This is a genomic window from Citrobacter pasteurii, from assembly GCF_019047765.1.
GTDB classification, from domain to species: domain Bacteria; phylum Pseudomonadota; class Gammaproteobacteria; order Enterobacterales; family Enterobacteriaceae; genus Citrobacter; species Citrobacter pasteurii.
Genome location: NZ_CP077262.1, coordinates 2,364,425 through 2,377,202 on the forward strand (window position 1 = coordinate 2,364,425; position 12,778 = coordinate 2,377,202).

At 40.0% G+C, this 12,778-nt stretch carries 15 protein-coding genes; all 15 read left to right on the forward strand.

What is annotated here, in order from left to right:
* Window positions 1-27 precede the first annotated feature (27 nt).
* From sctC to I6L54_RS11590, 15 genes are read left to right on the forward strand one after another with little or no spacing between them, the layout of a single operon-like run.
* Window positions 28-1,776, forward strand: coding sequence for a type III secretion system outer membrane ring subunit SctC (gene sctC / locus I6L54_RS11525; protein WP_040232366.1), 1,749 nt, complete (start codon window positions 28-30; stop codon window positions 1,774-1,776).
* Window positions 1,777-1,779: 3 nt separating this feature from the next.
* On the forward strand, window positions 1,780-2,907 hold the full coding sequence (locus I6L54_RS11530; protein WP_137378366.1) for an HrpJ domain-containing protein: 1,128 nt from the start codon (window positions 1,780-1,782) through the stop codon (window positions 2,905-2,907).
* Entirely contained in the window at window positions 2,900-3,199 is a 300-nt protein-coding gene (locus tag I6L54_RS11535) for a hypothetical protein (RefSeq protein ID WP_040232365.1), read from the forward strand. The genes I6L54_RS11530 and I6L54_RS11535 overlap by 8 nt, the downstream gene beginning before the upstream one ends.
* A gap of 26 nt (window positions 3,200-3,225) precedes the next feature.
* Window positions 3,226-5,256, forward strand: a complete 2,031-nt coding sequence (locus tag I6L54_RS11540) for an EscV/YscV/HrcV family type III secretion system export apparatus protein (RefSeq protein ID WP_040232363.1) — start codon at window positions 3,226-3,228, stop codon at window positions 5,254-5,256.
* Between the two features lie 4 nt (window positions 5,257-5,260).
* Window positions 5,261-5,665, forward strand: coding sequence for an InvB/SpaK family type III secretion system chaperone (locus tag I6L54_RS11545; RefSeq protein ID WP_040232361.1), 405 nt, complete (start codon window positions 5,261-5,263; stop codon window positions 5,663-5,665).
* Window positions 5,665-6,966, forward strand: coding sequence for a type III secretion system ATPase SctN (sctN, locus tag I6L54_RS11550; RefSeq protein WP_052463768.1), 1,302 nt, complete (start codon window positions 5,665-5,667; stop codon window positions 6,964-6,966). The genes I6L54_RS11545 and sctN overlap by 1 nt, the downstream gene beginning before the upstream one ends.
* Complete coding sequence (locus I6L54_RS11555; protein WP_040232359.1) at window positions 6,956-7,405, forward strand: SpaM family type III secretion system protein; 450 nt, start codon at window positions 6,956-6,958, stop codon at window positions 7,403-7,405. Before sctN ends, I6L54_RS11555 begins: the two co-directional genes overlap by 11 nt.
* Entirely contained in the window at window positions 7,393-7,863 is a 471-nt protein-coding gene (locus tag I6L54_RS24295; protein WP_040232358.1) for a hypothetical protein, read from the forward strand. Before I6L54_RS11555 ends, I6L54_RS24295 begins: the two co-directional genes overlap by 13 nt.
* Before the next feature lie 14 nt (window positions 7,864-7,877).
* Window positions 7,878-8,297 (forward strand): hypothetical protein, encoded by a 420-nt coding sequence (locus I6L54_RS24300; RefSeq protein ID WP_040232357.1) that lies wholly within the window; start codon window positions 7,878-7,880, stop codon window positions 8,295-8,297.
* Complete coding sequence (locus I6L54_RS11565) at window positions 8,294-9,214, forward strand: FliM/FliN family flagellar motor switch protein (RefSeq protein ID WP_040232356.1); 921 nt, start codon at window positions 8,294-8,296, stop codon at window positions 9,212-9,214. Before I6L54_RS24300 ends, I6L54_RS11565 begins: the two co-directional genes overlap by 4 nt.
* A gap of 9 nt (window positions 9,215-9,223) precedes the next feature.
* Complete coding sequence (locus I6L54_RS11570; protein ID WP_005120180.1) at window positions 9,224-9,913, forward strand: EscR/YscR/HrcR family type III secretion system export apparatus protein; 690 nt, start codon at window positions 9,224-9,226, stop codon at window positions 9,911-9,913.
* Between the two features lie 2 nt (window positions 9,914-9,915).
* Window positions 9,916-10,176, forward strand: a complete 261-nt coding sequence (gene sctS / locus I6L54_RS11575) for a type III secretion system export apparatus subunit SctS (RefSeq protein WP_040232355.1) — start codon at window positions 9,916-9,918, stop codon at window positions 10,174-10,176.
* Window positions 10,177-10,186: 10 nt separating this feature from the next.
* Window positions 10,187-10,948 (forward strand): type III secretion system export apparatus subunit SctT, encoded by a 762-nt coding sequence (sctT, locus tag I6L54_RS11580; RefSeq protein ID WP_040232354.1) that lies wholly within the window; start codon window positions 10,187-10,189, stop codon window positions 10,946-10,948.
* A 5-nt stretch (window positions 10,949-10,953) separates the two neighbouring features.
* The gene (locus I6L54_RS11585; RefSeq protein ID WP_040232352.1) at window positions 10,954-12,090 is read left to right on the forward strand and encodes an EscU/YscU/HrcU family type III secretion system export apparatus switch protein; all 1,137 of its coding nucleotides are present in this window, start codon (window positions 10,954-10,956) and stop codon (window positions 12,088-12,090) included.
* Entirely contained in the window at window positions 12,080-12,733 is a 654-nt protein-coding gene (locus tag I6L54_RS11590) for a lytic transglycosylase domain-containing protein (RefSeq protein ID WP_040232474.1), read from the forward strand. The genes I6L54_RS11585 and I6L54_RS11590 overlap by 11 nt, the downstream gene beginning before the upstream one ends.
* The last annotated feature ends 45 nt before the right edge of the window (window positions 12,734-12,778 follow it).

Here is a 12,778-nt window from a genome sequence, read left to right on the forward strand (position 1 = left end):
TCACGTCTTTCATGGATGGATATATCAATGTTTTTCAGGGCTGAAGCTGTAATAAAAAATTTAAGTACGCTCATTGTATTGAGTGCACTAAGCTATAGTGGAGTGGTTTCTGCTGTTGAGGATGATTCGACAAGTAACGGCATTCGCCAATTGACTCACAGTAACGATGTTGCTTTAACGGCACCAATTAACAGTTTTACTGCCAATAATAAGAGTGTTGATTTTGTTTTTAAAGCGATATCATCACAAATTAATAAACCATTTATTGTAAGTTCACGTGCGAAAAAATATTCGGTGACAGGCCGTTTCGATCTTAACAAACCAATGGAAATGGTTGAACGCATTACGCATGACTTAGGGCTAATTTGGTACTTTGATGGTTCAATCTATTATATATATGAAGCCTCAGAAGCTAAAACTGCAATCATTCATTTTCCAGCCAGAAGCTATAGAGATCTGGAGGATTTCTTGCACAGCAATGATATGTATGATTCTCGATATCCACTTAAAATGAATATGCCATCCAATACACTTTATATCTCAGGGCCACCAAAATATATTGAAATCGTGGTTGGTATAGCTGGCTTTATGGGTGAGGGATATTCATCATCAAACAGCGAATTAGTTATTGATACAGTAAAACTGCGGCATGTTTTCGTGGATGATCGTACTTATAGCTATCGCGGGCAAACGAAAACGATGCAAGGTATTGCCACCACAATCAACAACTTATTTTCTGATAATGGAATTCAAGGAAAAAGTAATGTTGCAGTGAAAAAGCAAATTAAGCCAGAGTCTACAACTGAAACAGGGATTCTCGAAGAATCTGAATTTGGCGTGCGTGCAGAATTTAACGATAATGGCAGATTTTCTGGTAGTGAGATTAAAGTGTTACCATTTTCGGGTCGTAATAGTTTGCTTATTAAAGGCACGCAAGATCAAGTTAACATGATAAAAGATATTATTGCACGCCTTGATGTTCCTCGTAAGCAAGTCGAGTTTTCACTTTGGATTATTGATATTAATAAGGATGATTTAGAACAAATAGGTGTAAATTGGCAAGGGCAATATAAAGTCGGTTCGAACATCCAGACATTTTTTAATGCTACAAGTATCTTAACAAGCTCGCAGAGTGATATATTTTTGGCAACCGTTAATGCGCTAAGTCAGAGGAATAAGGCGAATATTGTATCACGCCCCATCATCCTGGCTCAGGATAATATTCCGGCTATTTTTGACAATTCGCGAAGTTTTTATGTCAAATTGATGGGGGAAAGAGAAGTTTCACTCCAGACAGTAACCTATGGTACCTCCATTAACGTTATTCCAATGATTTCAGATGATAATAAACTCGTTGAGATGAACATTGACATTACAGATGGAAATACTGTAGCTGATGATCAAGGTGATACTGCAACGGTAGATCAGTTACCGGTTGTGGGGAATACAGCTATCAGCACCATGGCTCGGGTGACAGCCGGCCAGAATCTTCTAATTGGTGGTTATACACGCGATCAGTTGTCTGATGGCGTTACTAAAATCCCATTGCTTGGCGATATTCCATGGATCGGTAATTTATTTAAAACAAAGACAAACAATTCTTCAAAGGCAGTAAGACTCTTTTTGATTCAGCCCAGGATACTTGAAGATGATTTTAACCACAAGGATGCGCTTGATGGTTACATTAATGATGGCTGGGATGCTATTAAAAATTATCAGAATAAGACGCAAAAAATTAATCAAGATGCTTTTATAACACCAACTCATCAGGGGTAGAATATGGCATTAGAATCTTTGCCAATGGCCCGCTTCCGAAGTGCGGTAGGGATTGGCGATTTAAGCAACGTCCTTGTTAAGATGCAGGATGATGCAGAGGTGAAGGTGGAGAAAGGTTCTTTTTCGGTTGCGATGACTATGGCCGATGATATGTCAGCATTATTGAGTTCTTTTCTGCAGAATAACCGTGCGGCGAAAGCAAAACCTTCATCACCAGAAAGCATTGCTGAAGAGTGTGAAGCCTCAATAAAGGAGAAAACACCAAACTGTGTGGTAAAAATCAATGATTTTGCCAAAGGCGGAGTAATGACGGCAAAGCAATTGTTAAATTATCTGCATCAGTTATTCGCCGATCCGACAGAAATTGCTTTACTTCTTCATGCGTTTATTTTGATGAAAAAGAAGAAAAAAGATGATGATGAATTTCCTGATGTTTCTTCGGATATTCTGGAGTCTGCACTTGAAAATCTGATGAAGGGACCCGACAGGAAAAAGATAAAAGCAGGTATTAACAGTGCAAATACAGCCAGAAAATTTAGTTTGCAATTAAAGCAAAACGAACAGTCATTGCGTAAAGCTTATGAAGGTTTTATTACGCAGAACATCGATCCGCTAGAAATATACCAGATGTCGATTGAAAAATTTGGCATTGAAAATCGCTATGCCGTACTGGATTACTATTCTCAGGCACTGCATTGTGATATTAATAGTTATGACCCTTCATGCAGTTTACTTGAATTTGGCACTTTACTTGAAGCAAATTTTAGAATGAATATACTTCGTTCTGCCGATCAGATGTTTATGTCGAAGATGAATGAAGGTGAGTATATTCCATCAACAAATGAAAGAGATTTCAGATTGCTTGATTTCTTCTTTCATATTATTTTGCAACCTGATGAAACCAAGAATTTAACGATTGAACTGATTAACAACTGTATGAGATATTATTCAGGTAGTGATAAAACCAACTTTGTTCAACAAATTTATTCTGCTATTAAGCCACTTCCATTTGCAATCTTTGCAGATGATCTGGCCGATGCTGAAAAAATGAAAATGAGTATTGAGAATACTCTTGCAATGATTATCGACGGGTTTGCTCGTTTTACTCATATCGGAAGGACATATGGTTAATAGCGGACTGGAAGATGAGGTAAGCAATTTGCTGGCCGGAGAAGAAATCTCTGTTTCATTCAAGGGAAATTTATTCCGCTGTTGTCGATATGGTGTATGGTACTTTGTAATGGTGGAAATGCCCATAGGTGTGATCGACCTTTCTGCATGGTTATATAATAACAGTGAAATGCTTAGCCACAATGAACAAGTTCTATCGCATCACGATAAAGTTTATTATTGTGTATTGCAGAAAAAAATAGATATAGCACTTATATACGAGAAATTTATAAAGTATATAGAGTGTAATTAATACTTATAGCGTAGTCTGAGAAACATATGTGGCAAAAAATAGCGCAGAGGCCAGAATTATTTTTGGTTGTATTGATGATATTAATATTAGCCATGTTGATTATACCATTACCAACATGGCTTATCGATGTACTATTAGCTTTTAATATTACATTTTCTATCTTAATTTTTATTGGCACATTTTATATACAGAAAGTGTTGGAGTTTTCTGCATTACCTTCACTTTTGCTCATTACAACGCTCTTTCGTCTTGCGTTATCTATCAGTACCAGTCGTATGATACTGGTGCAGGCTGATGCAGGACACATTATTACAACATTTGGTAACTTTGTTATTGCAGGGGATATTATTGTTGGTTTTATCATTTTTTCAATTGTTACACTTTTTCAATTTATTGTTATAACAAAAGGTTCAGAGCGTGTCGCAGAAGTTAGTGCACGTTTTTCTCTGGACGCTATGCCCGGTAAACAGATGAGTATTGATGCAGATCTGCGAGCGGGAAATATTGATGCTGATGATGCCCAACGGCGACGCTCCATGCTGGAAAAGGAGAGCCAACTGTATGGTGCATTAGATGGTACAATGAAATTTATCAAGGGTGATGCAATTGCCAGCATTGTGATTATCTTTGTCAATTTCATTGGCGGCGTTTCTATTGGCATGGGGCGTCATGGCATGTCCTTTAGTGGGGCTACCGATGTCTATACGATTTTAACAATTGGCGATGCCCTGGTCGCTCAGATTCCGGCTTTACTTATTTCTATCGGTACCGGTTTTGTGGTAACAAGGGTTAGTGAGGATGGGAAAAATCTGGGTAATAATATCATTGATCAGATTTTTCAGCGTGATTTCGTTTTGATTGTTACGGCAATTGTCGCCATTTTAATTGGTTGTCTTCCGGGATTTCCATTGATAATTTTTATGCTTATAGCTAGCATTATTCTTGCTGTTTATTTTAACCGTACGATGAAAGCTAAAAAGCAGGCAACGTTTTCGGGGAGTATAAAAACGAGTCCCGGGGGGAGTTCAGGTAGTGAAGGATATACTGGTTTACCCACAGCAAGTATTATACCTGAAACTGTACCGTTGATGGTAATGCTCCCAGAGCAGGATTTTAGCAATCTGGATCTTGAACATTTTGGCATGCGTTTTTCGCAGGATTTTTACCTTAATTATGGTATTGAACTCCCGAAAGTCAGTGTAATAATGAGCCCAAACGTGCAGTTGAACCATGTTGTTGTCTTGATCAATGAAGTTACTGCAGGTGTATTTCCAATAAACTTTGGGTATTTTAAACTTTTGAATCTTGACGGCATTATTGATTTACCCGGCATTGATGTAATCACCACTGAATATGGAAATGAAAAAGAATACTGGGTCGCCGAACAAAACCAGGAGTTATGTTCATCCTTGGGATTTACGTTGCGTTCGGCAGAAGATGAAATGATGCTCTCTTTTCAGTTGCTGGTGACCGCACAGATCCCTGAGCTGTTTGGCATTCAGGAAACCAAAAATATTATGGATAAATTTGAACGCCAGTATCCTGAGTTATTAAAGGAAACTTACAGACATTGTACTGTCCAGCGAGTATCTGAAGTCTTACAGCGTTTGTTAAGTGAACGCATTTCAGTAAGAAATATGAAAGCAGTGCTGGAAGCGTTGGCACTATGGGGTGGGAAAGAGAGAGATACTATCCAGTTGGTAGAGCATGTGCGCAGTGCGTTAGCTCGCTATATTTCGGATAAGTTTTCGACTGAAAATGTATTGTCAGTTATGGTGTTATCACCTGAGATTGAAAATAAAATTCGCAAAGGAATTAAAACATCAGCTTCAGGATCATTTATCAATATGGAACCGGCAGATAATGAGTTTGTTATTGATAGGTTTGAGCATCATTTATTGAATCTTTCACGAAAGGATGTTGTATTTCTAACTGCAGTTGATATCAGACGCTATACTAAACGTTTGATAATGTCACAATTCTCTGATCTGGATGTCATTTCGTTTGGTGAAATATCAGAAAGTGTTAAAGTTAACGTAATCAAAATGGTGGACTAATTAAATGGATGTTTCAAAAATTGTAGATATCCTCAAACAGGCGCTTGAGATAATGGGATGTGATCCATCGTTGATCTCTGATATAGATCATCATTCCACAATCGAGCTTAGTTTTGGTGAAGAGCCGTCAATTATGTTTAGTACTGTTAACGGTGTTGTGGTTCTTTGGAGTGCTATTGCAAAATATAATAGTCATGCCTTATTAAATGCCGCTCCACAACTTATCGAATCATTGATTGCAACTTGTGACTGGAGCATGACAGGCCAGCTACAGCTAGTTGAAGATGATGGCAGTTTTGTTTTAAGAGCATTTTTAAGTGAAAATGTAATTGAACAAGGTGAGTTATTGGCGGATGTATTGAGCCAGTTTTATGAGCGTGTGGATGAATTTAGCCAGGCGCTAAAATAATGCAGGAAATCTTGCTGAGTGATATTTTTGATTGTAACGCCAGGATAACGTCGATTCAGGGGACGATCATTACTGCACCGTTGCGCCATACTTTTATTGGGGAACGATGCCGTATTTATCGCTCTCTGAGCGATCCTCAGGTCATTGGACAAGCAGAGACTATCGGTTTTAGCCAGGGCAATGCTGTGCTGTGCCTGCTGGGCGGATCGGATGGTATTTCATGCTCCAATATTATTGTTCCGGATGGTACTGCTTTTTCACTTTCAGTATCGATGGACACGCTGGGTACAGTTATTAATGCACAAGGCGAGATTTGTGAACGTTTTGCGTTGCCAGCTCCTGGCAACGCGTTTTTACCGATGCTTCGACCCATTATGCAATCTCCGCCAGATTATAGTGAGCGGCGGCCAATCGATAGCTTATTTGCCACAGGTGTCAGAGCTATCGACGGGTTATTGACTTGCGGCATAGGTCAACGTGTAGGGATCTTTGCTGGGGCGGGGGCCGGGAAAACATCCTTAATGACAATGATCATTAGCCATTCATCTGCCGATGTTTATGTTATTGGACTGGTTGGTGAACGAGGCAGGGAGGTTACCGAGTTCTTAGCTGAAGGGATCCCGGAGGAAAAGCGTGATAAAACCATTGTCGTCTATTCTACTTCCGATCGGCCCGCTGTCGAAAGACGGAATGCAGCGCTTATTGCCACCACTATTGCAGAATATTTTCGCGATGCCGGCAAGAATGTTGTGCTGATGATTGATTCAATGACACGCTATGCCCGTGCGCTTCGTGACGTTGCGCTTTCAGCTGGAGAAATGCCTGCAAGACGCGGTTACCCATCATCTGTTTTTGATAATTTGCCGCGGATCCTGGAAAGAAGTGGTAAAACTCAATTCGGCAGCATTACAGCGTTCTATACGGTACTGCTTGAAGAAGAAGAGGAAGTAGACCCCATCGGTGATGAAGTGCGCTCGATTCTTGATGGGCATATTTATCTTTCCAGAAAACTGGCTGGTACAGGGCATTATCCGGCAATTGACGTATTACGTAGCGTCAGTCGTGTAACGCGTGCAGTATCATCTGATGAGCAACGTGAAGCTGCATCTTTATTTCGCAATTATTTGTCAAAACTGGACGAATTGAAGCTGATGATTGAATTAGGTGAATACCAATCGGGTGAAAATCCAGCCACAGATAAAATTGTTGAGAAAACTGACATTATAAAGAATTTTCTCCAGCAAAAGATGGAAGATAAAACATCATTTACACAAATGTTGGAGTCACTGTATGCCATATAAAAGTATGGAAAATCTGTATTCAACTTACTGCGATAGCGTTGTTCTGAAAGTAACACGTATTGAACGCGAAATTGAACGATTAAAAGATTTGCTGATTGTTAATGCTGAACGTCATAAAGAGACTGATGGCAGTATCATCACCTTATGGCATGGAGTTACCGAAAGTGAAGTAACGAAAGACAATATATATGCTATTAAAAGAAAAGAATCATTACTGCTCTCAGTTTTATATCGTCTGGATGCGGAAAAAAATGAGTTAATTGCAAGTCAGCATGAACAAGAAGATGAAAAATCGCGTCTGTTGCAATTACGCGCCAGCTATGAACGGAAAAAACGTAAGTGGTCTTTATGCCAACAAAAAGTTAAACGTCAACGTAATGTCAAAAGAATTGCTCAGGAAGAATATTCTATAGAGGAATGTATTGCATGGAAAATATAAAAACATCATCAGTGAAAGCACATTTATCAGAAAAAATGGACTCTTGTGACGGTGTACAATCTATTGATGGTATTATCCAGAAATTATTGAGTGATACTGATATCAAGTGGAAAAAGAATACTAAGATTGAGGATTTTGACGGTAACAAAGATGAGAAAAAAGGAGATAAGGGCACCGGGCAAACTGACCAGATTGCGGCATCGGTAATATTAGCTGGGGAGCCGCTATTATCGTCTCTGTCGGCCAAATTCGTGCAGCAGCTACAAACGAATAGTACGGGCAATAATTCAGTATCTAATGTGCCAACACGTATTTCCACAGTGAATATAGATTTAGGGCGATTAAAGGAAGAAATCCTGACCCACAGTCGATCGGCAACAATTTTTACCGCAGCGGATCCGCAACATCAAGAGAATACTCAGAAAACTGATAAGAAAAAAATGAATCTTCAGAGGTAACCGTTTTTTCCGCTATGGCAGTACCTGACAAGACTATCGATGAATCTGGATGGGCAACGGAAGAGCCATCACCTGGAGTACGCGGAAAAGAGACAGTTAATCAGCAGCCGTTAAAGTCTGCCAAAAATGTAGCGCCTGCGGTAAACACGAAATCGAATGTGACCGAAGTCAGCTGGACCTTTCCAACTCAACAGACGGCCCAGGTACGCATAGAACACGCACAGAATAGATCTGATACGCAAATACAAATTCTGCCATCGGACATTGCAACTGAACAACAGCTGGTAAATTTCCAACAGCAACATCCTTTGCACGGTTTGCGTGTAGATGGTGCCGTGTCAACGGTGAATGACTATCTGCAGAACCAGCAGAACTCACAGCAGCAGAATGAGGCAAACAAGGATGATTTAAATGACGAGGAGGAGGAGACGTGAACACCATTCTTTCAAGTTTACGGCACCTGGATGCCACAGAAAATCTGATCATGCAGTACTGCGCACGCAATGATATCTCTTTGCTGACAAATCAGAAACGAATGCAGGGCGCGTTCATCCGCTGTAGCGGTGTTCACGCCGGAACGGAGGTATGTTTTTTTGTCTCTGCAGAAACGCTTTTGCAGAAATATGGTATGGAGGATGCTCGATTTTCTGTTCAGCAGATGGGCAATAAATTTATTTCTTCGCTGTACAGTGAGTTGTTATCTAATCTCTCCCTGGGGACTGAGTGGTTTTCAGCACCTATTGCTGAAGTTGTTATTGAGGACCCAGAATGTCAGATTCCTCTTCATGAGAAATTCTACAGTGCAGGTGACGATGCCGGTTTCGTTTGGTTTCCAAAAACATCCCTAACCTCATTAGACGTGCTGGTTACGGAAACAGTAAACGATTGCCAGCATTTGCTTTGCCCCATCAAAGTCTCTCTCGGATTCACATCGTTACCCGTGAGTGATATCGAAAATTTGGCCATTGGTGACGCTTTGTGGATTACAAATGTTCAGATTTACCTTTATGTCGGAAACATAAAATATTGTGCGGTTCAATATGAACAGCACAATTTTACTGTAAGTGAGGATATTATGGATAGTCAAACAAATAATGCTCTTGTTGATAAGTTATGGACAACAGATGGACTCAAATTAAACATTGAGTTTGTACTCAGTGAAACACCCATGACATTAGCAGAAATTAGTAAAATACAAACAGGCGATGTATTAGATGCGCAGATTGGTCTGGGAGACAACAAAGTTGATGTTGAACTCCGGGTTCAGGGACGTACGTTAGCAACGGGAGAACTTGTTTTACTGAATGACCGCCTGGCGGTGGAAATAGAGGACGTTTACAACACACTGTGAGATGAAATTATGACGGATTATAATAGCATTGGTCTGATAGGGATTCTGAGTCTTGCGACACTTTTGCCATTTTTCATTGCGGGTGGAACGTGTTTTATTAAATTCTCTATTGTTTTTTCATTGATACGCAATGCCATAGGCTTACAGCAGGCGCCATCCAATATGACCTTGAATGGCATATCACTACTATTAACTGCTTTTGTCATGTCGCCTGTTGCCTTGCAGGGCTATGACTATTATCGCCAGGAAGGTGTCTCTTTCGATAATGTTGAGTCAGTGCAAAACTTCATCGATAACGGCCTTTCTGGGTATAAAAATTATTTATACCGATTTTCTGATAAAGAACTCCTTACATTTTTTAGCAATATTTATCAGCAGCAATATCCCGTAACGGATGATCATCAGATTGTTGGGGTTAAACCAACAGTTGAGAATAGTTCGTTATTTACGCTGTTAGCGGCTTATTCACTGAGTGAAATAAAAAGCGCCTTTGTTTTAGGTTTTTATGTTTATCTTCCTTTTATTGTAGTGGATCTGTTAGTTTCCAACGTATTATTGGCTCTCGGCATGATGATGATGAGTCCTGTAACAATATCATTACCAATAAAATTGGTACTTTTTGTTGCCATTGATGGATGGTCTAAGATTGCGACCGGCATGGTCATGCAGTACGCAGCGTTATGGAAAACGGCGGGATAACAATGGACAGTATCTTTTATATAGGCAATAAAGCACTATATATGGTCTTAATATTATCTTCAGTTCCGGTTATTGTCGCAACGGTGGTGGGGATAGTTGTGGCTCTTCTTCAGGCAATTACTCATATCCAGGAACAGACCTTGCCATTTGGTATCAAATTGCTGGCAGTATGTGCCGCGCTTTTTATGACTGCACCGTGGTTTGTTTCCAGCCTGAAAAGTTTCGCTGCCGAAGTGTTGGCCCTGGCATTCCAGATACCCTAATGAGTCGCCTATGAATGTTTATGTGCTCTACCATGAATATATCCTGTTGATTGTTATCGGGATGGCCAGACTTCTGCCAATGACATTTTTCTTACCCTGGTTTAACAGCCAGGTGCTAGGGGGCATGTTAGCCAAAAATGTAATTACGTGTTTTATGCTTCTCGGTTTTTTGCCCCTGCTGAGTGTACAGTTTTCACTGGCGCCAGCGGCGCCACCAATGGTGATTATCGTTCGGGAAGCGATTATTGGTTTACTATGCGGTATTTGCCTGTCAGTGCCATTCTGGATTGCTTTGGTGATAGGTGAGGTCATTGACAACCAACGCGGAGCAACTATTAGTAGTACTATGAATCCAGGGATAGGGGTTGAAACATCTGTTTTCGCCAGTTTTATGAACTATTTCTATGGCGCGACTTTTATGCTAAGTGGCGGAATGGTTACGCTTTGTGAGGCGATAAAAAAAAGTTATCAAATATTTCCGGTGGCACAATCCTTTCACTTTGACAAAGCATTAGCATTGCAAGTGGTTCATCTTGTTAATGAGTTAATGCTGAAGGCTTTAATTTTGGTAGGGCCTATCGTCGTCGCTTTATTTGTCACAGAATGTGCACTTGGTTTACTTTCACGTTTTGCATCACAATTGAATGCTTTTTCTGTCGCATTAACGTTAAAGAGCGTTATCGCCATTTTCGTACTGTTGATTTATTTAACACCATTACTTATCTCCCAGTTGACAGGATTGCGGTTGAGTGATTTTTTACCGAAGAGTTAAGCATAATGAGTGAAGAAAAAACAGAACAACCAACACATAAGAAGAAAGAAGATTCTGCTAAAAAGGGGCAGATGTTTCTTAGCCGAGATTTTGTAGGACTACTTACGTTAATTGCTGTCTCCTCATTTGTGTGGATGACCATTGATGCCAGGGAGTTAATATTTTATTTCGATTTATTCGTCAGTAGTGGTTTCATGCTATCAACGGGAGAATATGCGCGACTGGTATTTACAACAGCGTTTAAAATTATCTCTGGTATCGCCCTGATTTCTGTTTTCACTTCGGCACTGGTGACATTGCTACAAACACGTTTCAAAATGGCGTCGGAGGCGATTCGATTGGATCTGAATGCCATTAATCCAATAAAAGGATTTAAAGAAATATTTAGCATCAGGGGTCTGAAAGACAGTATAAAAGCTATTTTGTATCTTGGGATGGCACTCACTGGCTTTAGTGTTTTTATTATAAAATATCATACTCGATTATTTACTATACCGACGGGTGGGATCCAGCACTTTATTAATGTGTGGCGTGGACTGATGCCATTGCTTTTTTGTTATACCTTGTTACCGTTTTTAATCATTATGGCATTTGATGCTTTGGTTGATTTTTATTTATACATTAAAGACTTGATGATGACCAAACAGGAAATTAAGCAAGAGTATAAGAATAATGAGGGTGATCAACACATTAAAAGCGCACGTAAGCAATTGCATCGTGAATTGCTTTCTGAACAGACTAAAGCAAATATATTGACTTCAAAAATGGTGTTGGCTAACCCGACACATATCGCATTGGGAATTTATTTTAATCCTACGGTAATTGGCTTACCTTTTATTTCAGTCATCGAGAAAAACTCTCGCGCTGTTGCGGTTATTGCTTTCGCGGAAAAAAATAATATCCCTGTTATTCGCAACATCTCGCTGGCACGGCGAATTTTTAAGACGGCGAAAATTTATACTTTTATTGATAGCAGCAGTATTGATGAAATTATGCGCTTACTGACCTGGCTCGAGCAGATGGAACAAGCATGGAAAGATGATATTCCTCAGAATGACGAGTCAGAAGAGATGGTGGTTGATGTTAACTGCGATAAAGAAAATGCAGAAACAAACAAGGAAGGGGATGGAGATGCGTCATAGTATATTTCTTTTACTGTGTTGTTTCATGCCTGCTGCGATGGCAGCGCAGTGGTGTTATGAAGATGCTCAGGGAATTATGTATGTCGAACAGCAACGAACGTCAAACAAGGGTCGGCGTTGCGCTATCGCTAAAAATGATGCAGTGCAACGCTGGCAGGCCACGAAAGCCAATTCCGCCATTCGCATATCGCGTTCCTCACCGCGGCGTCAGTTTACGACACAAATGGCAAACGGTCGTTACGATAAGGTTATCGGCCACTATGCCAGGCAGTATGGTGTCGATCCGTATCTCGTTAAGGCGGTTATGGCTGTTGAGTCCGGATTTAATCCGGACATTATCTCGGCAAAAGGCGCTGTGGGTTTAATGCAGTTGATGCCTGATACAGCGAACCGCCTGTCTTCAGCATTAGGGTATTCTCTTGAAAAGCATAGATTATCTGATCCTGAGATGAATATTCATCTTGGCACTTATTTGCTCTCAGAATTGGCTAAACGCTATACAAGTAATCTCGAACTGGTTCTGGCCGCATATAACGCGGGAGAGGGGAACGTTGCAAAGTATAGCAATAAAATACCCCCATTTAATGAGACACATAAATATATTAAAAACGTGATTAATGAGTATAAAACCATTCATAGATGAAATGATTTAATGTGTTTTTAATTCTAAAATTAGAATAAATAATTT